The following is a 21,211-nucleotide window of genomic DNA, read 5'->3' as shown; positions in this document are numbered from 1 at the left end:
TCCAAACTGGTGGAAACCGCACGCCGCGCCAGATACCCGATACCCAGCACGAAAACGAAGTACAACGCCAGCAACGCGAAATCCACCGCGTTGGCGTCCAGCAGCTGACCCTGAGCTAGCAGCACCGCCACGCCACCTCCAGACCCAACAAAGTCGAACGACAACCACCACACTCGCGACAGCAGCCGGACAGTACCGCACAGTGGGGCGGGTCACATCGCTCCGATATCATTTCGTTGGAACTCGACACTAAATCGATCAGGCGATTCCCGCCGGACGGGCGGCCCGTTCGCGCGCCTCGCGGCACACGGGGCGTGACGAGCCGCGCGACCCGGCACGGCCATGCGAGTGATATGCGGAAATCCGCTCCCCGCAACGGAATGTGACCGGTACCGTCACTGTTGGCACATGCGCAGCGACGGGGGTGGAGCTGTGAACGCCCGGATCGATCTGGCGATCATCGACGGACTGGCGACGGACCCGAACGACCGGCCCGCGAACGACGCACAACGCGTCCGCGACCGGCCGGAGCAGTTCTGGCGGAACCTCGCCCGGCTGCTGACCCCGTGGACCACCACGCGGCTGCGGCCGTGCTGCCACGGCAAGCCGGACCGCAGCTGACGCGAATCCGCTACGCGCCAACGCCTTTCAGCAGGGTATCCACGACGAGCGCGGCCATCTCGTCCGTGTCGGCACCCGCCTTGCCCTCCTCGGCGGCCTCGTGGATCAGCGCGTAGTAGACCCGCCGCACCCACTCCAGGTCGACGTCCGCGCGCAGCACGCCGGCGTCCCTGGCGCGCTCCATCAGCCCGATGCAAGCCCGCCGCACCTCGCCGTGGATGCGCTCGACCTCGCCGGTGACCGCCCGGCTCATCGCGAATCCCCAGTCGACCTTCACCCGCAACACGTTCGCGGTGACGTGGTGCAGCGCGACCAGCGGCGGCGCGCCGGCCGGGCGCGCGGCCTCGACCGCGTCGCGGAACTGCTCGGCCGCCCAGGTGGTCATCGCCTCCACCAGCGCCTCCCGGCTGGCGAAGCGCCGGTGCACCGTCGTGCGCGCGACCCCGGCCGCCTCGGCGATCTGCCCCATCGACGCCGCCGGGTCCTCGCGGAGCACGCGTTCGGCCGCCTCCAGGATCCCCCGTGCGGTCCGCTCGGAGTCCGCACGCATCGCTCGCGCCACAACCACCTCCCAGAACCACCGAAACACTACACCGGAGTGCCAGTTCGCCAGTTACTTGCGACATATATGTTGCATCTATATGGTCTGCTGCATCACCATTGATGCAACAGGGAGCCGGAGCATGGACCTGCAGTTGACCGGGAAGACCGCGCTCGTGACGGGCGCCAGCCGCGGCATCGGGCTGGCGGTCGTGTCCGCGCTCGCCGCCGAAGGCGTGCGGGTCGTCGCCGCGGCGCGCACGATCACGTCGGAACTCGCGGCGACCGGCGCGATCGGCCGCACCGCCGACCTGTCCACACCGGACGGCCCGGCGAACCTCGTCGAACAGGCCCTCGCCGACGTGGGCGAACTGGACCTGCTCGTCAACAACGTCGGCGGCGGCGACGGCGGACTGCTCGGCGGCCTCGCCGACCTCACCGAAGACGAGTGGCAGCGGACCTTCGACCTGAACTTCTTCAGCGCGGTCCGCACCACCCGCGCGGCGCTGCCGAGCCTGCTGCGCCGCCGCGGCTCGATCATCAACATCTCGTCGATCAGCGCCCGGGCGCCGCACTCCGGGCCGATGCCCTACGCCACCGCCAAGGCGGCGCTGACCGCCTTCGGCAAGGCGCTCGCCGCAGAGGTCGGACCGCAGGGCGTGCGGGTCAACACCGTCTCCCCCGGCCCGGCGCGCACGGCGATGTGGGAAGCGGCGGACGGGCACGGCGCGGCGATGGCCGAAGCGCTGGGAGTCCCCCTCGACCAACTGCTCGCCCAGCTGCCCGCCGAAGCGGGCATGACCACCGGCCGGCTCGTCGAACCGGCGGAGGTCGCCGCGCTGGTCGCCTTCCTGGCGTCCCCGCACGCGGCGAGCACCGCGGGCGCCGACCACCTCGTCGACGGCAACGCGATTAAAACCGCCTGATCAAGGCCGCTTCGCGCCTGGTGAGCATGGGAACCTTCCTGTCACCGCGGGCCGACAACGCCCGCGGGTGCCCCGGAAGGATGGCTCAGAACAGCCGGTACTCGTCCGGCTCGATGCCGCGCAGCTGGTCGTAGTCCAGCACCACGCAGCGGATCCCGCGGTCCTCGGCGAGGGTGCGGGCCTGCGGCTTGATCTGCTGCGCCGCGAACACCCCGGCCACCGGCGCCAGCAGCGGATCCCGGTTCAGCAGCTCCAGGTAGCGGGTCAGCTGTTCGACGCCGTCGATCTCGCCGCGCCGCTTGATCTCGACCGCCACGCTCGCCCCGGCGGCGTCCCGGCACATCAGGTCCACCGGGCCGATGGCGGTCGGGTACTCGCGGCGCACCAGCGACCAGCCGTCGCCAAGGGTCGTGACGTGCGCGGCGAGCAACTCCTGCAGGTGCGCCTCGACGCCGTCCTTGACCAGACCCGGCTCCACGCCCAGCTCGTGCTTGGAGTCGTGCAGCACCTCTTCGATGCTGATCACCAGCTTCTCGCCGGCCTTGTTCTGCACGGTCCACACGCCGGGATCCTCGATCAGCCAGCACGGCGGGCTCATCCAGTTCAACGGCTTGTAGGCGCGGTCGTCGGAGTGGACCGACACCGACCCATCGGCCTTGACCAGCAGCAGGCGCTGCGCCATGGGCAGGTGCGCGGTGAGCCGGCCGACGTAGTCCACCTGGCAGCGGGCAATGACAAGTCGCACCCGGCACAGAGTACGGGCGTCGATCCAGAAGTCGAGCACCCCCGGGGCGCACCGGGCCGGACCTCGTTCTTCCCGCTGAGCGAGATACCGTTACGCCCCGTGTCCTTCGCCCGAACCCTGCTGCGCGTCAAACCCGCCGAGCAACTCGCCGACGACGGCTCGCACTCCCAGCTGCGCCGGACCCTCGGCCTGGTACCGCTCGTGGCGCTGTCGGTCGGCGCGACCCTCGGCACCGGGATCTTCGTGGTGCTCGCCGAAGCCGCGCCAGCCGCCGGTCCCGCCGTGGTCGTCTCGTTCGTGCTGGCCGGCGTGGCCGCGCTCTGCTCCGCGCTGTCCTACGCCGAGCTCGCGGGCAGCGTGCCGGTGTCCGGCTCGGCCTACTCCTACACCTACGCCACGCTCGGCGAGCTCGTCGCCTGGATCTGCGGTTGGTGCCTGCTGCTGGAGTACGGGGTGTCGGTCGCCGCGGTCGCGGTCGGCTGGGGCGGCTACCTGAACGAGTTCCTGCAGGGCACCATCGGCGTCACCATCCCCGAGATCTTCGCCGCGCCGCCCGGCGACGGCGGCGTGTTCAACTTCCCCGCCGCGTTGATCGTGCTGCTCGCCACGGGCGTCCTGCTGCTGGGCGTGCGGGAGAGCGCCCGAGCCACCACGATCACCACCCTGCTCAAGATCGCGGTGCTGGTGTTCTTCTTCGCCGTGGCGATCACGGCGTTCCGCTCCGAGAACATGACGCCGTTCGCCCCGGCCGGGTTCGCCGGCATCTCAGTGGGCGCCTCGGCGGTGTTCTTCTCGTTCATCGGCTTCGACGCGGCGTCCACCGCCGGCGAGGAAGCCCGCAACCCGGCCCGCGACCTGCCCCGCGCGATCATCCTGTCGCTGGCCATCGTCACCGCCATCTACGTGCTGGTCGCCTTCGCCGCCGTCGGCGCGGTGGGCGTCGGAGCGCTCGGCGAATCCGACGCCTCGCTGGCCGCCGCACTGCGCATCGTGACCGGCCAGGGCTGGCCCTCGGTGGTGCTCGCGTTCGGCGCTGTCGTCGCCATCGCCTCGGTCGTGCTGACCGTGCTGTACGGGCAGACCCGGATCCTGGTGTCGATGTCCCGCGACGGCCTGATGCCGGGAATGCTGTCCAAGGTGAACCGGCGCGCGGTGCCCGCCCGGAACACCGTGGTGGTCGGCACCGTGGTGGCGCTGCTCGCCGCCGTCGTGCCGCTCAACCAGCTCGCCGAGGCCACCAGCATCGGCACCCTGGTCGCGTTCGGGCTGGTCAACATCGGTGTCCTGGTGCTCCGCCGCACCCGGCCCGACCTGCCGCGCAGCTTCCGCACCCCGCTGATGCCGGTGGTGCCGCTGCTCGGCCTCGCCCTGTGCGTGTACCTGATCTTCGGCCTCGACGCGGTCACCTGGGTGACCTTCGCGATCTGGTCGGCGATCGGCCTGGCGGTGTACTTCAGCTACGGCCGCCGCAGGTCCCGGCTCAACGAGCGCAACACCGAGCCCGCGAAGTGAGCATGGGAACCTTCCTGTCACTCCCGGCGCGCCGAAGCCGTGGTGCGGGTGACAGGAAGGTTCCCATGCACCACCCCCTGCCCTGCGGTGACAGGAAAGTTCCCATGCTTTGGTCAGGGCAGGCGTAGCCACGCGGTGGTGTCGGCGAGGAGGGAGCCCGCTTCGAGCGGGGCGCTGGACAGCAGGACCTCCCCCGGCGGGAGCGGGACGGCCGCGGGACCGGTGTTGACCAGGACCAGGACATCCTTGCCCCGCCGGAACGCCAGGACGTCGCCGGCGTCGTGGCGGTCGTCCCAGCCGAACCTCTCATCGCCGCTGAACCCGCGCCGAAGCCGCAGCGCGGCGCGGTAGAGCTCCAGCATCGAGCCGGGGTCACCGCGCTGCGCCTCCACCGAGTAGCCGCCCCAGCCGGCGGGTTGCGGGAGCCACGGCGGCGCGTCGCCGAACCCGAAGGACACCCCGCCCCGGGTCCACGGCAGCGGCACCCGGCAGCCGTCGCGCCCCTTCACCTTGTGCCGGGAACGCGCCCACTTCGGGTCCCGCAGGACCTCCGCGGGCAAGTCCGCGACCTCCGGCAGCCCGAGCTCCTCGCCCTGGTACAGGTACGCGGAGCCGGGCAACGCCAGCGCGAACAAGATCGCCGCGCGCGCCCGCCTGGTGCCCAACTCCAGGTCCACGGGCGGTTCGGTTCCGCCCGACGCCAGCCAGACCCGCAGGTCGACGTCGGCGGGCAACCCCAGCGCGGACACCTGCCGCACCACGTCGTGGTTGGCCAGCACCCAAGTCGCCACGGTTCCCACCGACGATGCTCCCGCGATCGACCCCGACACGATCCGCCGGTACTCCGACGCCCGCCAGCGCACCCGCAGGAACTCGAAGTCGAAGGCCTGCTGCAGCTCGCCAGGCCTGATGTAGCGGACCCGCCGGTCGCTGCGCGCCCACACCTCGGCCACCCCTACCAGCGGCGGGTCGAACTCGTGGAACACCCGGTTCCACTCGCGGTACACGTCGTGCACCTCGGGCCGGTCCAGGAACGGGTGGTCGGGGTTGGCGGCGAAGTCGTCCAGCCCGGTGCTGCCCTCCCCGCCGACGACCTCCCGCAACGGCTCGCGCAGGTCCTTGACCAGCGCCGCGGCCACGTCCACCCGGAAACCGTCGACACCGCGGCGCCCCCAGAACCGCAGGATGTCCAGGAACTCGGCGCGCACCTCCGGATTCGCCCAATTGAGGTCGGGCTGCTCGGGGGCGAACAGGTGCAGGTACCACTGGCCGTCCGCCACCCGGGTCCAGGCGCTGCCGCCGAACCGCGACTCCCAGCCGCTCGGCGGACGCGTCCCGCCCGGCCCCCTGCCGTCGCGGAAGACGTACCGGTCGCGCTCCGGCGAACCGGGCCCGGCGGCCAGCGCCCGCCGGAACCACTCGTGCCGGTCCGAGGTGTGGTTCGGCACGAGGTCGATCAGCACCCGGATGCCGAGCCCGTGCGCGGCGGCCACCATCCGGTCGAAGTCCCGCAGGGTGCCCAGGCTCGGGTCGATGCCGCGGTGGTCGGTGATGTCGTAGCCGCCGTCGACCCACCTCGACGGGTAGCAGGGCGTCAACCAGATCGCATCCACGCCCAGCCAGGCGAGGTGGCCCAACTTGGAGGTCAGCCCTGGGAGATCGCCGATCCCGTCGGCGTTCGAGTCGGCGAAGCTGCGGGGGTAGATCTGGTACGTCACCGCGCTTCGCCACCAGGGGTGGGGCACTGGGGATCGCTCCTCTTGACTCGGGGCTGGTTCGAGGTTCTCAGCTTGTGGTTCGGTTCGCCGGGTTTGGGGTTGGGGGTTTGGAGGGGTTGGGACTTTTAGGGGTTCCGTGTGCTTTTGGGCCATCCCCGCGATGGGTGGAGGGTGGGGACCGCGGGCCGGAGGTCAAGCCCGGCCTGGCGGCCGCCCCTTCGGGGTTTCAGGCTTGACATCCGACCCGCAGCCCCTGGGCGGCTTTCTATCGCGGGGATGGCCCGGTGTGGGCTGGCTCGTTTGCGGCTTGCGTTGCGGGGTGGCCGTTTTCGGGTTGGTCGGGGCTGGTGGGGCTTTGGTTTCGGGTTGATCCGCCACAGGAGTCGGGCCGTTGTGGGGGTGGCTCGACTTCGCGGAAATCGACCCCTGGTCGCCGGACACGGTGCGCACGGCCGATAGTGGCGCGGGGTTTGGTGGTGGATGAGGTCGCCTTCGGCGTGTCGTGACCGTTTCCCTTGACATGACTCGGTTTTCACGGCCTGTGGCGGGGTGTTTCACCTGATCAAGCGACGATAAAAACAATGCGAACGCATGTTCGAATCAGGAGAATGGAGGTATGACACCGCTACTGAACACCCAGGACACGACCGGGGACCTCGTTGGTCCGTGGTCGGCGGTGTCCTGCACCGACACCGAACTCGCCACCCGCATCCAAGAACTGGAGGCCGAGATGCGGGTGCTGATGTGGGAGCAACTGCAATACATCGCCGAAGCCGACCACCGAGCCATCCACACCGACACCACCGCCCGATCGCTCCAAGTCTGGCTACAAGGACTGCTCAACATCGACCCGCGTGACGCAAAAACGCGTGTCACAGTCGCCCGCAACGTCGAAGACCGGCGGACCCTGTATGGCGAGACGATGCCGCCCGACCTGCCCGACACAGCTCACGCTCTCTCTGAAGGTGCGATCGGGCTGGAGCACGCGCGCGTCATCGTCAACGGAATCCGACGCCTACCCGACTACGCCCGCTGCCACCAAGTCGCCGAGGTCGAAACAACCCTCGCCAGGTACGCGCGCACGATGCCGCCGAAGGAACTGGAAAAACTCGCCGAACGCATCCGCTACCTCCTCGACCAGGACGGCGCCTACCTCAACGAAGAAACCCAGCACGAAGCACGCGAACTCCACTACGGCACCACCCGGGACGGCATGACCGTCATCAAAGCCCGACTGGACCGCGAAACCGGAGCGAAGTTCGCCGCACTCATGCAACCCCTCGCCGCGCCCCGACCCGAGATCGACGGAGAGAAGGACCCGCGCACGGCCGGGCAGCGGAATGCCGACGGCTTCGCCGCGCTGCTGGACCTGGCACTGGACCATGATGGGATGCCTCGTACCGGTGGTCAGCGGCCGCAGATGACGATTGCCATCGATTTCGAGGACCTCAAGCGGGGCCTGGAGGTCATCGGCGAGGACAGCATGCCCGGCACGCTCAACACCGAACGCACCATCACCGCCCAGAACGCACGCCGCATCGCCTGCGACGCCGAAATCCTGCCGATCGTTCTTGGTGGTGACAGTCTTCCGCTGGATGTGGGCAGGGCTAAGCGAACCTCACCCACGCACATTCGCGCCGCGTTGCTCCGGCGCGATGGAGTGTGCGCGTTCCCGGGATGCGACCGGCCGCCGGGAACTTCCGAAGCGCACCACGTCCAACACTGGGCCGACGGCGGTGCCACCGACCTGAACAACATGGTCATGCTCTGCGCCCACCACCACCGCACACTCCACAACCAACGCTGGGACATCACCATGCACGACGGGAGACCCCAATTCATCCCACCGCCCACAGTGGACCCCAGACGAACACCCAGACCAGGCGGCAGAGCACTGCCCGCCCAACACCGCGCGATCGTTGACCAGCACCTGGCATCGTCGCGAGGTCATGCGAGCGCGCCCTCTGGTTGATCCGGGCCGCTGGGGGTCCTGCGTGCGGCATCATGGGCTCATGCAGCAGACGAGCAGCCGCGAGGTTTACGCCAACTCGTGGATGACCGTTCGCGAGGACGGCATTCGCCGGGCCGACGGCTCGGACGGGATCTACGGCGTGGTCGACAAGCCCAACTACGCCTTGGTGATCCCGCTCGACGGCGATCGGCTCCACCTCGTGGAGCAGTTCCGCTACCCGTTGGGCTTGCGGCGCTGGGAATTCCCGCAGGGCACCGCTCCCGATCGGCTCGATGTCGCGCCCACTGAATTGGCCGCGCGGGAGCTGCGCGAGGAAACCGGACTGCGGGCCGAGGAGCTCGTCGACATCGGCGTCCTCGATGTGGCGCCCGGGCTCACCAGCCAGCGAGGCCGGGCGTTCCTGGCCACCGGGCTCACCTCCGGCGAGCACGAGCGCGAACTGGAGGAGCAGGACATGCGCGCCGCCTGGTTCTCTCGGACCGAGTTCGAGGCAATGATCGCCGCAGGCGAGATCACCGATGCGCAGTCGATCGCCGCCTACACCCTGCTTCTCCTGCACGAACGCCGGAACCCGGCCTGACCTGCCGCCGGTCGGGCGTCACAGCCCCACGCCGCCGAGCGTGGTCAGGTCGATGCGTTCCGGTGGCTTCGCCAGCATTCCCAGCACCGCTTCGATGCTGACCGGGCCGGTGGTGCTGGCCGCTGCCGCCAGCGCGGCGTCCGCGCTCGCCTCGTCCGCCCACGCCTCGACCACCCGGATCGTGTCCGGGTCGCCGGAATCCTGGCTGATGACGTAGAGCTCGCAGCCGGGCACCTGTCGGAGACCCTCCGCGACCTGCAGCATCGCAGCCGCGAGGTCACCGCCCTTGCCCGGCTTCGCGGTGAAGGCCATCAATCGGCCGATCTTCGTCGACGTGGTCATCCGCGTCCTTCCGACTGCTCCGGAACCTGCCGCGGACCTTAACCACCGGCTCCGACAGGTACCGGTCAGGCCTCGTCGAGCACCGACCGCAGGAACGCCCGGGTGCGCTCCTGCTCCGGATTCTCGAACAGTTCGGCGGGCGGCTTGTCCTCGACGATCTTGCCCGCGTCGAACATCAGCACCCGGTGCGAGACGTCGCGGGCGAACTTCATCGCGTGCGTCACGCACAGCATCGTGATGTCGCTGGTGCGCGCCAGATCTCGCAGCACGTCCAGCACCTCGGCAGCCAGCTCCGGGTCCAAGGCCGAAGTGATCTCGTCCAGCAGCAGCACGTCCGGGCTCATCGCCAGCGCTCGCGCGATCGCCACCCGCTGCTGCTGGCCGCCGGAGAGCTGCGTGGGGTAGGCGTCGATCTTGTCCGCCAGGCCCACCACGTCCAGCAGTTCCCGCGCCCGCCGCTCGGCGTCCTCAGTGGACCGGCCGAGCACGTGGACCGGTGCTTCGGTGATGTTGCGCAGCACCCGCATGTTCGGGAACAGGTTGAACTGCTGGAACACCATGCCGATCCGCCTGCGCACCTTCCTCAGGTGCTTCTCGTCGGCGGGGACCAGCCGTCCTCCCCGCCGCACGTGGGTCAGGCAGTCCTCGCCGACGTGGATGGTGCCGCCGTCGACCCGTTCCAGCGTCATCAGCAGCCGCAGGATCGTCGTCTTGCCCGATCCGCTGGGCCCGATCAGCGTGACCCGCTCGCCCGGCCGCACCGCGAAGTCCAGCTCGTCCAGCACCACGTTGTCGCCGAACCGCTTGACCACGCGGTCGAACCGGATCATGTCGTGGCCCGCATCAGATCCCGACACGGCTCTCCAACCTCCGCACCAACAGCGACGACGGGTAGCTGAGCAGCAGGAAGCAGACGCCCGCCAAGGTCAGCGGCTCGACGTACCGGTAGGCCTCCGCCCCGGCTTCCTGCGCCGCTCCCACCAGGTCGAGCACCCCGATCGCCAGCAGCAGCGGCGTTTCCTTGAACATCGAGATCGTGTAGTTGCCCAGCGCCGGCAGCACCCGCGGGATCGCTTGCGGCAGGATCACGCTCGTCCACACCCGGCGGGTGGGCAGGCTCAACGCCGTCGCCGCCTCCCACTGGCCTCGCGGTACGCCCTCGATCCCGGCCCGGTAGACCTCCGCGGTGTAGCAGGCGTAGTGCACGCCGAGGCCGATCACGCCGGTGGTCAGCGAGGAGAACCTCACGCCGATTCCGGGCAGCACGTTGAACAGGAAGTACAGCTGCACCAGCAGCGGCGTGCTTCGGACGAACTCGATGAGCACCCAGACCGACCCGCTGACCAGCCGGATCCGGGATCGCCGCAGCAGCGCCAGGACGAGGCCGAGCGCGAAGGCCACGATCGAACCGAGCAGCGTCGCCTCGAACGTCACCACCAGGCCGCGCAGGATGTCCGGGATGATCCGTCCGGTGAACTCCCAGTCCCAGATCAACTAGACCGCCCCGCCTTCGGCTCGGCCGAGCGCCTTCGACGGTGCGACGGGCTCTCGGCCGACGGCCGCCGCGGCCCGCTTCTCCAGCGCCCGCATCACCGCCGTGATCAGCAGCGCCAGCACCAGGTACAGCGCCAGCATCAGCAGGTAGATCAGCGCGGTCTGGCCGGTGAAGTTCGGTTCGAGGACGTCCCGGCCCTGGTAGGTGATGTCGTGCACGAAGATCAGCGACAGCAGCGCGCTGCTCTTCAGCAGCTGGATGAACAGGTTGTTGAACGGCGGGATCATCTCCACCACCGCCTGCGGCAGGATCACCCGCCACATCCGCTGCGCCGGGCCGAAGCTCAGCGCGACCGCGCACTCGTGCTGTTCCTTCGGCACCGCCCGCACCGCGCCGCGCACGATCTCGCCGCCGTACGCGCCGTGGTTCAGGCCGAGCACGAGGATGCCCGCCCACAGGGGCAGCAGCTCGAAGCCGACCAGCAGCGGCAACGCGAAGAAGATCCAGAACAGCTGCACCACTTCGGATGTGCCGCGCCAGACTTCGACGTAGCTGCGGGCGATGACGCGCGCCCACCGCCACGGCGACAGCATGCCGAGGCCGGCCGCGAACGACAGCACGACGCACAGCGCGATGCCGCACAGCGTCGCGATCACCGTCGCCGGCACACCTTGCAGCAGGACCGAGAGGAAGTGCGAGACGTTCCCGGACATGTCGCCTCCCGTCGCCGGGATCAGCTACCGGCGCACAACGCCTCTGTGGTCACGTCGGCCGGTGGCAGGTTGTCGCTGGTGAAGCCGAACGGCTCGGTGATGCGCACCCATTCGCCGCTGTCGTGCAGCTTCTTCAGCTCGATGTTGAACGCGTCGCGCAGCACGGTGTCCGACGACCGGAACACGAACGCGCCCGCCTGCACCTCGGCCTTGCCGTTGATCACCGGCGTGAATCCCTTGGTGACCTCGACCTGCGCGCCCGGGTTCTTCTTCACCACGTCGTTGAGCGAGATGTTGGTCAACGCGGCGCAGTATGCGCGCTTGTTGAGGACCGCCTGCAGCAGCGCGTTCTGCGTGTCGAAGACCTGCATCTGCGAATCGGGCACGCCCAGCTGCTGCGCGTAGCCCTTCTCCACCGCCCCGCTGAGCACCGCGAGCTGCAGCTTCTTCCTCGCCACGTCTTCGAACGTGGCGACGCCCTCCGGGTTTCCCGTCGGCACCAGGAACGCGGTCGGCGCCAGGTAGTCCGGGATCGAGAACGCCGCGTTCTTGCAGCGTTCCGGGGTGATAAACATGCCCGCCGCGACCACGCTGAACTTGCCCGCGTTCAGCGCCGGGATCAACTGGTTGAAGTCGACCTGCGACGCCTGCACGTCGTTGACGCCCAAGCCGCGGAACACCGCGCGCGCCACCTCCGGCGCCTCGCCGGTGACCCGGCCGGCCGCGTCGGTGAAGCCGTAGGGCGCCTCGCCTGCGATGCCGACCTGGATGGTGCCGGAGCTGCGGGCCGCTTCGAGCGGATCACCGCCTGCCCCGCCCCCGCCGGTGCGCGCGCACCCGCCCAGCACGAGTGCGCCCGCCGCGGCGCAGGAGCCCTTCAGGAAATCTCTTCGCGTCCACCCGCTGCTCGCCATGACCATCGCCCTTCAACGCGGGAGCAGGGTCCTCGCCCATGGTCACGCCCGAACGGGTGAACCGCAGCTCAGTCGGTCACGCGTTCGATCTCGGCGCCGAGGCCGCGCAGGTTCTCCACGAAGTTCGGGTAGCCGCGGTCGATGTGGAACACGTCCCACACCTCGGTCGAACCGTCCGCGCACAGCCCGGCGAGCACCAGGCCCACCCCGGCGCGGATGTCGGTGGCCCAGACCGGGGCGCTGGACAGCCGCTCCAGGCCGCGCACCACCGCGTGGTGCCCGTCGGTGCGGGCGTCGGCGCCCATCCGGACCAGCTCCTCGATGAAGCGGAACCTGGACTCGAACAGGTTCTCGGTGATCATCGACGTGCCGTCGGCGACCGCCGACAACGCCAGCGCCATCGGCTGCAGGTCCGTCGGGAAACCCGGGTACGGCAGCGTCACGAAGTCCACCGCGTGCGGGCGGCCGTGCATCACCACGCGGAAGCTCTCCTCGGACGTGGTGACCTCCGCCCCGGCGCTGCGCAGCTTCTCCAGCACCAGGTTCACGTGCCGCGGATCGACACCGCGCACCATGATGTCTCCGCGGGTCGCAGCGGCGGCGAACGCCCAGGTCGCGCCGACGATCCGGTCCCCGATCACGCGGTGCTCGACCGCCTTGAGCGAGGACACCCCGTGCACCGTCAGCGTGGAGGTGCCGGCACCTTCGATCTTGGCGCCCATCTGCTGCAGCATCACGCAGAGGTCGACGATCTCCGGCTCCCGCGCCGCGTTGTCGATCACGGTGGTGCCTTCGGCCAGCACGGCGGCCATCAGGATGTTCTCGGTCGCGCCCACGCTGGGGAAGTCCAGCCAGATCTGCGCACCGCGCAGGTTCTCCGCCTCGGCCACCACCGCGCCGTGCTCGATGTGGCTGGTCGCACCGAGCTGCCGCAGCCCGTTCTGGTGCATGTCCAGCGGGCGGGAACCGATCGCGTCGCCGCCGGGCAGCGTCACGACGGCACGGCGGCACCGGGCGACCAGCGGCCCCAGCACGCACACCGACGCGCGCAGCTTGCCCATCGACGGGGAAATGGCCTCGTGGCTGATCCCCGCCGGAGTCGTGATGTGCACGGCGCCGCCGTCGATCGACACCTCGCAGCCGAGGCTGCGCAGCACGTCGGCCATCAGCGGAACGTCGAGGATCTCCGGGCAGTTGACGATCGTCGTCGTGCCCTCCGCCAGCAGCGCCGCGGCCATCAGCTTCAGCACGCTGTTCTTCGCCCCGACGACGTCGACCTCGCCGACGAGGCGCGCCCCGCCGTGTACCCGGAAGTGCTCACTCACGAGCATCGAGGTTACGGCCCACCCCCCACCGCCATCGGAGCGGGTTGCATCGGAGCGAGCATGGGAACCTTCCTGTCACGCCCGACGGGGCGCGGCCGCCTCCGCCTAGGCTGGCGGCATGGCTGTCCACCTGACGAAGATCTACACGCGGGCCGGCGACTCGGGCACGACGCGGTTGTCGGACAACTCCAAGGTGCACAAGACCGATCCGCGGCTCATCGCCTACGCGGACGTGGACGAGACGAACTCCGTGCTCGGCGTGGCGTTGGCCACCGCGCAGCTCTCCGACGACGTCGTCGAGGTGCTGCGGGCGGTGCAGAACGACCTCTTCGACGTGGGCGCGGACCTCTCCACCCCGGTCGCCGAAAACCCGAAGTACCCGCCGCTGCGCATCACCCAGGCCTACGTCGACCGCCTCGAAGGCTGGTGCGACGAGTTCAACGCGCGCCTGGGCAAGCTGGACTCCTTCATCCTCCCCGGCGGCACCCCCGGCGGCGCGCTGCTGCACCAGGCCCGGTGCGTGGCCCGGCGCGCCGAGCGGTCCGCGTGGGCGCTGCAGGAAGCCGACGGCGAGCGCACCTCGCCGCTGCCCGCCAAGTACCTGAACCGGCTTTCGGACCTGCTGTTCATCCTCGCCCGGGTGGCGAACCCGGACGGCGACGTGCTCTGGCGGCCGGGCGGCAACGCCTAGAGATCCTTGCCGAAGCACCTGCTCAGCGGGTCGTCGCGGTACACCCCGAACTTCTCGATCTCGGTGTAGCCGGAGGAGGTGTAGAGGCCGATCGCCTCCGGCTGCCGGATGCCGGTCTCCAGGACGATGCGCTTGCGGCCGGCCAGCGCGGCGGTGTTCTCCAGTTCGGCGAGCATCCGCCGCGCCAACCCGTTCCCGCGCGCATCGGGGGCGATGTACATCCGCTTGAGCTCGGCGTCGCCGTCCCGGAAACCGGGCCCGTCGCCGTCCTGGACCCGCCATCCGCCGGAGGCGACCGCGCAGGCGTCGACGTAGCCGAGCAGGAACAGGCCACCGGGCGACCGGAACTCGACGGGGTCCACCGGCGTCAGGTCTTCCTCGCCGTAGCGCACGACGTACTCCCGCTGGAGCTCGTCGATCAACCTCTTGGCGTCGGGGTGGTCGTACTCGACCGTCTCGATGCGCATTCCCGCAGCTTAGAGCCCTGGTCAGCGGACCGGTTTCGCGAACCAGTGCTTGGCGTACTGGTTGTCGTTGTACGCCGGAACCTCCTGGTAGCCGGCCGAGTCGTAGAGCGCGCGGGCTTCGTGCAGCTCGGCAGCGGTGTCCAGGCGGATCAGCGAGCATCCGAGCCGTCGCGCGCGCTCCTCCAGCGCCGCGAGTAAGGCCCGACCCGCGCCCCTGCCGCGCAGCTCCGGCGCGATCCACATCCGTCGGATCTCGGCGATGCCGCCCTCGGTGCGCACCGCACCGCACCCGAGCACCCGGCCCTCGGCGCGAACCACCAGGAAGTCCCCCACCGGCGGCGTGAAGTCGTCCTTCGCGGGCGGGGCGGCGCGACTGGTGTCGAACCCGTCCGGGAACCGGCCGTTGAGCTCCTCGATGTAGCGGCCCAGGGCCAGCTGGGCCTCGGGGCTGTCGATGGGTTCGGGTTCGATCGTGAAACTGGCTTGCTCGGTCACAGCGCCAAGTCTTCTCCGCGCGCTGGTTCACTTCCAGTTACGGAACTTCGGGAAGCGTAAAGTAGAACTTCATGCTCGACCCGTCGCGCCTGCTGGTGCTGCTGGCCCTCCGGGAGCAGGGCAGCGTCACCCGTGCCGCCGAACAGCTCCGCAGGACTCCCCCCGCCGTGTCTCAGCAGCTGGCCCGGCTGGAGAACGAGGTCGGCGCCCAGCTCGTCGAGCGGCACGCCCACGGCGTGCGCCTGACGCCGCTGGGAATCCGTCTCGCCGAACGGGCCGAGCGCATCGCCGCTGCGCTCGACGACGCAACGGCCGACGCCGCACGATTCCGCGACGAACACCGCAACCGGCTGCGCCTCGGCGCCTTCCCCACCGCCGGGCTCGCACTGCTTCCGGAGACGCTCGCCGCGCTCCGCCACCGGCATCCGGGGGCGGAGCTCTCCGTGGTGGATCTGGGCCCCGCCGAAGGCATCGATCGGGTCGCCGCGCACCAGCTCGACCTGGCGCTGGTCGGCGAGTACGACGAGCCGCTCGACGTCCCGCCGGGCGTGCGCCTCGTGCACCTCCTGGACGATCCCGTCCACGCCGTGCTGCCCAGCGACCACCCGCTCGCCGAGAGGGCAGAGCCGCGGCTCCGCGACTTCCGCGACGACACCTGGGCCTGCGCCCCGCGCAGCCTGCCGAACCGGCGGCAGCTGGAGGCCGCCGCCCGAGCCGAGGGCGTCACGCCGAAGGTGGCCTTCGAGTTCGAGTCCTACGCCGTCGCCGAAGCAGTGGTCTCAGCCGGTGTCGCGGTCTCGTTCATCCCCCGCCTCGCCATCGGCGAGGCCGCCGGCACCGTGCACCGGCCGCTCGCGTCCGGGCTGCACCGCCGCATCCACGCCGCCGTGCCCACCAGCACCCGGCACGCCCCGCTCACCGACGTCTTCCAGCAGCTCCTGCACGACATCTGCGCCGAGCTCGGCCGCCGGATGTGAGCATGGGAACTTTCCTGCCACCCGGGTGACAGGAAAGTTCCCATGCTGTCAGCGCACGAAAAAGCGGGGCCCGGTAGCGGACCCCGCTGGTCGTTTCAGGATGCCCAGGGCACCGATCGGCCCGGTGGGGCCGATTCGAGCCAGGACAGGAAGCCGGTCAGGGCGTCGGTGTTCATCGCCAGCTCCAGCTCCGGGCCGGTCAGGTCGAGGACCGTCGATCCGGACGGCATCGCATAGGCCTCGGCCATCGACGGCTCGCGGCGCCGCGCGATCTCCACGTTCCGGCGGTTGATCACCCAGTTCGGCCCGGACCGCAGGCTGAGCACGCGGTACCAGGCGAACTCCTCGCCCCGGTAATGCGCGACACCCAGGTGCCAGCCGCGGCCACCGCCGTCCTTGCTGGCGCGCAGCGCCACGTCGATGCCCCCGACGCGCAGTTCCCGCAGCCGCCGCCACGCGAGCGCCCCGACTACCAGGGCAGCGATCACCAGCAGCCCGAAGGCCACTGCCAGCAACAAGACCGGGGAACCCATGCGCGGCCCGGATCAGGCCGAGTGACCGGCGGCTCGCAATCGGCTCAAGGCCCGTGCTCGGGCCTGTTCGTCGGCGCTCTTGACGTCCGCGCGCGCCTGCTCCACGTCGATCTCGGAGGCGAGCTCCGCGCTCTCCGCCAGCACGCTCACCCCGTCCGCGGTGACCGACAGGAAACCACCGTGCACCGCGGCCGTGACGGTCTCCTTCTCGGTGGTGGTGATGCGCACCACACCACCCTCGATCAGCTCGCCGAGCAGCGGCTCGTGCCCGGGCAGGATGCCGATCTCTCCCTCGGTGGTCTGCGCGACCACCGCGGTCGCCTCCCCGGACCACAGGCGGCGCTCGACGGCGACCAGTTGGACGGACATGTTGGCCACGCGCGTCTCCTTTGTCGGGTGTGTGCCGGCAGTCTATCCGGTGCCACCAGGGCGATCGTGACTGGCCGGGCTGATAGTGCCTTGTGGTGGTGCTTTCGCAAGCGGGGTCGGGGTCCGCGCGGACCCCGACCCCGTTGCCGGTCTGCCGACCCCTTCAGCGGGGCCCGGCGCTCACTTCTCGGTGAGCTTCTTGTACGCCTGCTCCAGGTCGTCGAGACCACCGATGGACAGGAACGCCTGCTCCGGGTAGTGGTCGAAGTCGCCCTTGCAGAGCTTGTCGAACGCCTCGATGGTCTCCTTCAGCGGAACGAAGGAGCCCTCCTGGCCGGTGAACTGCTTGGCCACGAAGAAGTTCTGCGACAGGTAGCGCTCGATGCGACGCGCCCGCTGCACCGTCACCTTGTCCTCTTCGGACAGCTCGTCCATACCGAGGATGGCGATGATGTCCTGCAGTTCCTTGTACTTCTGCAGGATCCGCTTGACCTCCTGCGCCACCCGGTAGTGCTCCTCGCCGACGATGGCCGGGTCGAGGATGGTGGAGCTGGACGACAGCGGGTCCACCGCCGGGTAGATGCCCTTCTGCGAGATCGGCCGGGAAAGCTCGGTCGTCGCGTCCAGGTGGGCGAAGGTCGTCGCCGGGGCCGGGTCGGTGTAGTCGTCCGCGGGCACGTAGATCGCCTGCATCGAGGTGATCGAGCGACCCTGCGTCGAGGTGATCCGCTCCTGCAGCTCACCCATCTCGTCGGCCAGCGTCGGCTGGTAACCCACCGCGGACGGCATCCGGCCCAGCAGGGTCGAAACCTCCTGGCCCGCCTGGGTGAACCGGAAGATGTTGTCGATGAACAGCAGCACGTCCTGGTTCTGCACGTCGCGGAAGTACTCCGCCATCGTCAGCGCGGACAGCGCGACCCGCATACGGGTGCCCGGCGGCTCATCCATCTGGCCGAAGACCAGCGCGGTGTCGGCGAGCACGCCGGACTCCGCCATCTCCACCCAGAGGTCGTTGCCCTCACGGGTGCGCTCACCGACACCGGCGAACACCGAGGTGCCACCGAAGTTCTTGGCGACCCGTCGGATCATCTCCTGGATCAGAACGGTCTTGCCGACACCGGCGCCACCGAACAGACCGATCTTGCCACCCTGCACGTACGGGGTGAGCAGGTCGATCACCTTGATGCCGGTCTCCAGCATCTCGGTCCGGCCCTCGAGCTTGTCGAAGGCCGGTGCCTTGCGGTGGATCGTCCAGCGCTCGGCGTCCGAGCCGTAGCCCGGCTCATCGAGGCAGTGGCCCAGGGCGTTGAACACGTGGCCCTTGACGACGTCGCCGACCGGCACCGAGATGCCCGCGCCGGAGTCGGTCACGGCCACGCCGCGCACCAGACCCTGGGTCGGCTGCATCGAGATCGTCCGCACGACGCTGTCACCCAGGTGCTGGGCGACCTCCAGCGTCAGCGTCTTGGCCATGGCTTCCGCGGTGATGTCCACGGAGAGCGCGTTGTAGAGGTCCGGCACCTGGTCTCGCGGAAACTCGACGTCCACGACCGGGCCGAGAACCCGGACGACGCGGCCAGTGCCCGTAGCAGTGCTAGTGGCAGTAGCGGTCATGTCACTCACTTCCTGCTGACGAGAGCGCCTCGACACCACCGACGATCTCGCTGATTTCTTGGGTGATCTGGGCCTGGCGAGCCTGGTTGGCCTCACGGCTGAGGTTGCGGATCAATTCGTCCGCGTTGTCCGTCGCCGACTTCATAGCCGTCCGGCGGGCAGCGTGCTCGGACGCCGCTGCATCCAGCAGACCGGCGAACAGACGGGTCTTGATGTACTTCGGCAGCAGGGCCCGGAGCAGGGCCTCCGCGTCCGGTTCGAACTCGTACGTCGACTTGAGAGTCTTCGTAGGCTCTTCGGCGTACTCGACCTCAAGCGGCGCGATCCGCCTGACCGTCGGCTTCTGGGTGAGCATGGAGACGAACTCGGTGTGCACCAAGTGCAGCTCATCCACACCCAGCGTACCGTCCGTGCCCCCGTCGTCGAGGTAGTCGTCGGCACCCGCCAGGAATGCCTTGACCAGCGTCTCGCCCACCTCGGCGGCGTCGGTGTAGGCGGGCCGGTCGGTGAAACCGGTCCAGCTCGCCTCGACCTTGCGCTGCCGGAAGCGGTAGTACGCCTCGCCCTTGCGGCCGATGACGTACAGCACGGGGGTCTTGCCCTGCTCGCGCAGCAGCGACTGCAGCTCCTCCGCCGCCTTGATCACGTTGGCGTTGTAGCCACCGCAGAAGCCCCGGTCGCTGGTCACGATCAGCACGCCGGCGCGCTTCGGGTTGGAGCGTTCGGTCAGCAGCGGGTGGTCCAGCGTGCTCACATCGGCCAACGCGGTCAGGACGTTGGTGATCTCGTCCGCGTACGGGCGAGACGCCTCGACCCTGGCCTGCGCCTTCATGATGCGCGAGGTAGCGATCAGCTCCTGCGCCTTGGTGATCTTCCGGGTCGATTTGACCGACCGGATGCGGTTTCGCAGTTCCCGAAGTTGAGCCATGGCTATCCGGTCACTTCTTCGGGGCGGGGCGGTTGACCTTGACGGTCTCCTGGCCCACCTCGTCGGCCGCCAGCGCCTCGGCTTCCGGCTGCTCTCCCGGTGCGACCGAGGAACCGTCGGACGAGGTGAACTGCTTCTTGAAGTCCTCCACCGACTCCACGATGAACTTGACACCGTCGTCGGAGAGCTGCTTGGTCTCGACGATGTCCTTCAGCACGGACTCGTGGGTGCGCCGCAGGTGCGCCAGGAACTCGGACTCGAAGCGGCGCACGTCGGCGACCGGCACCGAGTCGAGGTGGCCCTGGGTGCCCAGGAACAGCGACACGACCTCTTCCTCGACCGGCAGCGGCGCGCCCTGGCCCTGCTTGAGGATCTCCATCAGGCGGGCACCGCGCTCCAGCTGCGCCTTCGACGCGGCATCCAGGTCGGAGGCGAACGCGGAGAACGCCTCCAGCTCGCGGAACTGCGCCAGGTCGATCTTCAGCGACCCGGTGACCTTCCGCATCGCCTTGATCTGCGCGGAACCACCGACGCGCGACACCGAGATACCGACGTCGATGGCCGGGCGCTGACCCGAGTTGAACAGGTCGGACTGCAGGAAGCACTGGCCGTCGGTGATGGAGATGACGTTGGTCGGGATGTAGGCCGACACGTCGTTGGCCTTGGTCTCGATGATCGGCAGACCCGTCATCGAACCGGCGCCCATCTCGTCGGAGAGCTTCGCGCAGCGCTCCAGCAGACGCGAGTGCAGGTAGAACACGTCGCCCGGGTAGGCCTCGCGGCCCGGCGGGCGGCGCAGCAGCAGCGAGATCGCCCGGTAGGCCTCGGCCTGCTTGGTCAGGTCGTCGAAGACGATCAGGACGTGCTTGCCCTGGTACATCCAGTGCTGGCCGATGGCCGAACCGGCGTACGGGGCCAGCCACTTCAGACCCGGCGAGTCGGAGGCCGGCGCGGCGACGATGGTGGTGTACTCCATCGCCCCGGCGTCCTCGAGGGACCGCTTCACGCCGGCGATCGTGGAGCCCTTCTGGCCGATCGCGACGTAGATGCAGCGGACCTGCTTCTGCGGGTCGCCGCTGTCCCAGTTGCCCTTCTGGTTGATGATCGTGTCGACCGCGACCGTGGTCTTGCCGGTCTTGCGGTCACCGATGATCAGCTGGCGCTGGCCGCGGCCGATCGGGGTCATCGAGTCGATGGCCTTGATACCGGTCTGCAGCGGCTCGCCCACACCCTGCCGCTGCACGACCGTCGCGGCCTGCAGCTCCAGGGGACGCTGCTCCTCGGCGACGATGTCGCCGAGCCCGTCGATCGGGGCGCCCAGCGGGTCGACCACGCGGCCGAGGAATCCGTCGCCGACCGGCACCGACATGACCTTGCCGGTCCGCTTGACCTCCTGGCCTTCCTCGATCTTCTCGGACTCACCCAGGATGACCGCACCGATCTCCTGAGCTTCCAGGTTCATCGCGACACCGTAGATGCCGCCCGGGAACTCCAGCAGCTCCTCGGTCATCACCGAAGGCAGACCCTCGACATGGGCGATGCCGTCACCGGTATCAGTGACGACCCCGACCTCCTCGCGGCTGACCTCCGGGGAGTAGCTGGAGACGTACTTCTCGATCGCACTGCGGATCTCGTCCGACGAGATCGTCAGCTCCGCCATGTCTCGTTCCTGCCCTCGGTTAGTTCTTGGAAGGGAGTTGGTTTGGGCGCCGCACCGGTTTCCCGGGCCTACGG

Annotated in this window: 23 protein-coding genes; 7 read left to right on the top strand and 16 right to left on the bottom strand. The window is 69.4% G+C overall.

What is annotated here, in order from left to right:
- The first annotated feature begins 432 nt into the window (after nt 1-432).
- The gene (locus AB0H93_RS21005; protein ID WP_358574625.1) at nt 433-621 is read left to right on the top strand and encodes a hypothetical protein; all 189 of its coding nucleotides are present in this window, start codon (nt 433-435) and stop codon (nt 619-621) included.
- 10 nt (nt 622-631) lie between these two features.
- Here AB0H93_RS21005 and AB0H93_RS21000 read toward each other — a convergent pair whose 3' ends face one another.
- The gene (locus AB0H93_RS21000; protein ID WP_358574624.1) at nt 632-1,171 is read right to left on the bottom strand and encodes a helix-turn-helix domain-containing protein; all 540 of its coding nucleotides are present in this window, start codon (nt 1,169-1,171) and stop codon (nt 632-634) included.
- Nucleotides 1,172-1,304: 133 nt separating this feature from the next.
- Here AB0H93_RS21000 and AB0H93_RS20995 point away from each other — a divergent pair, with 133 nt between their 5' ends.
- Nucleotides 1,305-2,087, top strand: a complete 783-nt coding sequence (locus tag AB0H93_RS20995; RefSeq protein ID WP_358574622.1) for an SDR family oxidoreductase — start codon at nt 1,305-1,307, stop codon at nt 2,085-2,087.
- A gap of 85 nt (nt 2,088-2,172) precedes the next feature.
- On the opposite strand, the gene nucS is transcribed toward AB0H93_RS20995, so the two are convergent.
- Nucleotides 2,173-2,832 (bottom strand): endonuclease NucS, encoded by a 660-nt coding sequence (nucS, locus tag AB0H93_RS20990; RefSeq protein WP_132493184.1) that lies wholly within the window; start codon nt 2,830-2,832, stop codon nt 2,173-2,175.
- A gap of 99 nt (nt 2,833-2,931) precedes the next feature.
- Between nucS and AB0H93_RS20985 the strand changes: the two genes are divergently transcribed.
- Nucleotides 2,932-4,344: an amino acid permease gene (locus tag AB0H93_RS20985; protein ID WP_358574621.1), complete on the top strand. Its 1,413-nt coding sequence runs from the start codon at nt 2,932-2,934 to the stop codon at nt 4,342-4,344.
- A gap of 113 nt (nt 4,345-4,457) precedes the next feature.
- Here AB0H93_RS20985 and AB0H93_RS20980 read toward each other — a convergent pair whose 3' ends face one another.
- Nucleotides 4,458-6,089: an alpha-amylase family glycosyl hydrolase gene (locus AB0H93_RS20980; protein ID WP_358574619.1), complete on the bottom strand. Its 1,632-nt coding sequence runs from the start codon at nt 6,087-6,089 to the stop codon at nt 4,458-4,460.
- 589 nt (nt 6,090-6,678) lie between these two features.
- On the opposite strand from AB0H93_RS20980, the gene AB0H93_RS20975 reads away from it, so the two are divergent.
- Entirely contained in the window at nt 6,679-8,034 is a 1,356-nt protein-coding gene (locus tag AB0H93_RS20975; RefSeq protein ID WP_358574618.1) for a DUF222 domain-containing protein, read from the top strand.
- Nucleotides 8,035-8,074: 40 nt separating this feature from the next.
- Entirely contained in the window at nt 8,075-8,614 is a 540-nt protein-coding gene (locus AB0H93_RS20970) for an NUDIX hydrolase (RefSeq protein WP_358574617.1), read from the top strand.
- A gap of 18 nt (nt 8,615-8,632) precedes the next feature.
- Here AB0H93_RS20970 and AB0H93_RS20965 read toward each other — a convergent pair whose 3' ends face one another.
- The 6 genes from AB0H93_RS20965 to murA all read right to left on the bottom strand — a co-directional run bounded on the left by AB0H93_RS20965 (nt 8,633) and on the right by murA (nt 13,403).
- Complete coding sequence (locus AB0H93_RS20965) at nt 8,633-8,956, bottom strand: antibiotic biosynthesis monooxygenase (protein ID WP_358574615.1); 324 nt, start codon at nt 8,954-8,956, stop codon at nt 8,633-8,635.
- Nucleotides 8,957-9,021: 65 nt separating this feature from the next.
- The gene (ehuA, locus tag AB0H93_RS20960; protein ID WP_093271119.1) at nt 9,022-9,786 is read right to left on the bottom strand and encodes an ectoine/hydroxyectoine ABC transporter ATP-binding protein EhuA; all 765 of its coding nucleotides are present in this window, start codon (nt 9,784-9,786) and stop codon (nt 9,022-9,024) included.
- Nucleotides 9,787-9,799: 13 nt separating this feature from the next.
- Complete coding sequence (gene ehuD, locus AB0H93_RS20955) at nt 9,800-10,450, bottom strand: ectoine/hydroxyectoine ABC transporter permease subunit EhuD (RefSeq protein WP_358574613.1); 651 nt, start codon at nt 10,448-10,450, stop codon at nt 9,800-9,802.
- Nucleotides 10,451-11,164, bottom strand: a complete 714-nt coding sequence (ehuC, locus tag AB0H93_RS20950) for an ectoine/hydroxyectoine ABC transporter permease subunit EhuC (RefSeq protein ID WP_358574612.1) — start codon at nt 11,162-11,164, stop codon at nt 10,451-10,453.
- Between the two features lie 20 nt (nt 11,165-11,184).
- Nucleotides 11,185-12,078 carry an ectoine/hydroxyectoine ABC transporter substrate-binding protein EhuB gene (ehuB, locus tag AB0H93_RS20945; protein ID WP_358574610.1) on the bottom strand — a complete coding sequence of 298 codons (894 nt, stop codon included), beginning with the start codon at nt 12,076-12,078 and terminating at the stop codon, nt 11,185-11,187.
- Nucleotides 12,079-12,146: 68 nt separating this feature from the next.
- Nucleotides 12,147-13,403 (bottom strand): UDP-N-acetylglucosamine 1-carboxyvinyltransferase, encoded by a 1,257-nt coding sequence (gene murA, locus AB0H93_RS20940; RefSeq protein ID WP_358574609.1) that lies wholly within the window; start codon nt 13,401-13,403, stop codon nt 12,147-12,149.
- Nucleotides 13,404-13,521: 118 nt separating this feature from the next.
- Here murA and AB0H93_RS20935 point away from each other — a divergent pair, with 118 nt between their 5' ends.
- On the top strand, nt 13,522-14,094 hold the full coding sequence (locus AB0H93_RS20935; RefSeq protein WP_358574608.1) for a cob(I)yrinic acid a,c-diamide adenosyltransferase: 573 nt from the start codon (nt 13,522-13,524) through the stop codon (nt 14,092-14,094).
- On the opposite strand, the gene AB0H93_RS20930 is transcribed toward AB0H93_RS20935, so the two are convergent.
- Together AB0H93_RS20930 and AB0H93_RS20925 are read right to left on the bottom strand one after the other, a co-directional pair.
- Nucleotides 14,091-14,561, bottom strand: coding sequence for a GNAT family N-acetyltransferase (locus AB0H93_RS20930; protein WP_358574607.1), 471 nt, complete (start codon nt 14,559-14,561; stop codon nt 14,091-14,093). The genes AB0H93_RS20935 and AB0H93_RS20930 overlap by 4 nt on opposite strands.
- Nucleotides 14,562-14,582: 21 nt before the next feature.
- Nucleotides 14,583-15,056 (bottom strand): GNAT family N-acetyltransferase, encoded by a 474-nt coding sequence (locus tag AB0H93_RS20925; RefSeq protein ID WP_358574606.1) that lies wholly within the window; start codon nt 15,054-15,056, stop codon nt 14,583-14,585.
- Between the two features lie 71 nt (nt 15,057-15,127).
- Between AB0H93_RS20925 and AB0H93_RS20920 the strand changes: the two genes are divergently transcribed.
- Entirely contained in the window at nt 15,128-16,033 is a 906-nt protein-coding gene (locus AB0H93_RS20920) for a LysR family transcriptional regulator (protein WP_358574605.1), read from the top strand.
- Between the two features lie 95 nt (nt 16,034-16,128).
- Here the strand turns inward: AB0H93_RS20920 and AB0H93_RS20915 are convergent, their stop codons facing one another.
- The 5 genes from AB0H93_RS20915 to atpA form a co-directional block, all read right to left on the bottom strand.
- Nucleotides 16,129-16,566, bottom strand: coding sequence for a DUF2550 domain-containing protein (locus AB0H93_RS20915; RefSeq protein WP_358574604.1), 438 nt, complete (start codon nt 16,564-16,566; stop codon nt 16,129-16,131).
- Nucleotides 16,567-16,578: 12 nt separating this feature from the next.
- Nucleotides 16,579-16,944, bottom strand: coding sequence for a F0F1 ATP synthase subunit epsilon (locus AB0H93_RS20910; RefSeq protein WP_132493172.1), 366 nt, complete (start codon nt 16,942-16,944; stop codon nt 16,579-16,581).
- 171 nt (nt 16,945-17,115) lie between these two features.
- Entirely contained in the window at nt 17,116-18,549 is a 1,434-nt protein-coding gene (gene atpD / locus AB0H93_RS20905) for a F0F1 ATP synthase subunit beta (protein ID WP_358574603.1), read from the bottom strand.
- 1 nt (nt 18,550) lies between these two features.
- Entirely contained in the window at nt 18,551-19,477 is a 927-nt protein-coding gene (locus tag AB0H93_RS20900) for a F0F1 ATP synthase subunit gamma (RefSeq protein ID WP_132493170.1), read from the bottom strand.
- Between the two features lie 10 nt (nt 19,478-19,487).
- Entirely contained in the window at nt 19,488-21,137 is a 1,650-nt protein-coding gene (gene atpA, locus AB0H93_RS20895; protein ID WP_358574601.1) for a F0F1 ATP synthase subunit alpha, read from the bottom strand.
- Between the last annotated feature and the right edge of the window lie 74 nt (nt 21,138-21,211).

The organism is Saccharopolyspora sp. NPDC050642, assembly GCF_040654735.1.
GTDB classification, from domain to species: domain Bacteria; phylum Actinomycetota; class Actinomycetes; order Mycobacteriales; family Pseudonocardiaceae; genus Saccharopolyspora; species Saccharopolyspora elongata.
Note: the sequence above shows the minus strand (reverse complement) of the source record. Positions and strands in the feature narration are given on the sequence as shown.

What these genes read in the sequence shown, in the direction of transcription:
- AB0H93_RS20900 (WP_132493170.1), bottom strand. Translation starts at nt 19,477, where the DNA reads ATGGCTCAACTTCGGGAACTGCGAAACCGCATCCGGTCGGTCAAATCG.
- AB0H93_RS20970 (WP_358574617.1), top strand. Translation starts at nt 8,075, where the DNA reads ATGCAGCAGACGAGCAGCCGCGAGGTTTACGCCAACTCGTGGATGACC.
- AB0H93_RS21000 (WP_358574624.1), bottom strand. Translation starts at nt 1,171, where the DNA reads ATGCGTGCGGACTCCGAGCGGACCGCACGGGGGATCCTGGAGGCGGCC.
- AB0H93_RS20930 (WP_358574607.1), bottom strand. Translation starts at nt 14,561, where the DNA reads ATGCGCATCGAGACGGTCGAGTACGACCACCCCGACGCCAAGAGGTTG.
- ehuC (WP_358574612.1), bottom strand. Translation starts at nt 11,164, where the DNA reads ATGTCCGGGAACGTCTCGCACTTCCTCTCGGTCCTGCTGCAAGGTGTG.
- ehuB (WP_358574610.1), bottom strand. Translation starts at nt 12,078, where the DNA reads ATGGCGAGCAGCGGGTGGACGCGAAGAGATTTCCTGAAGGGCTCCTGC.
- atpD (WP_358574603.1), bottom strand. Translation starts at nt 18,549, where the DNA reads ATGACCGCTACTGCCACTAGCACTGCTACGGGCACTGGCCGCGTCGTC.
- AB0H93_RS20920 (WP_358574605.1), top strand. Translation starts at nt 15,128, where the DNA reads ATGCTCGACCCGTCGCGCCTGCTGGTGCTGCTGGCCCTCCGGGAGCAG.
- atpA (WP_358574601.1), bottom strand. Translation starts at nt 21,137, where the DNA reads ATGGCGGAGCTGACGATCTCGTCGGACGAGATCCGCAGTGCGATCGAG.
- AB0H93_RS20915 (WP_358574604.1), bottom strand. Translation starts at nt 16,566, where the DNA reads ATGGGTTCCCCGGTCTTGTTGCTGGCAGTGGCCTTCGGGCTGCTGGTG.
- AB0H93_RS20975 (WP_358574618.1), top strand. Translation starts at nt 6,679, where the DNA reads ATGACACCGCTACTGAACACCCAGGACACGACCGGGGACCTCGTTGGT.
- ehuA (WP_093271119.1), bottom strand. Translation starts at nt 9,786, where the DNA reads ATGATCCGGTTCGACCGCGTGGTCAAGCGGTTCGGCGACAACGTGGTG.
- AB0H93_RS20995 (WP_358574622.1), top strand. Translation starts at nt 1,305, where the DNA reads ATGGACCTGCAGTTGACCGGGAAGACCGCGCTCGTGACGGGCGCCAGC.
- AB0H93_RS20965 (WP_358574615.1), bottom strand. Translation starts at nt 8,956, where the DNA reads ATGACCACGTCGACGAAGATCGGCCGATTGATGGCCTTCACCGCGAAG.
- AB0H93_RS20935 (WP_358574608.1), top strand. Translation starts at nt 13,522, where the DNA reads ATGGCTGTCCACCTGACGAAGATCTACACGCGGGCCGGCGACTCGGGC.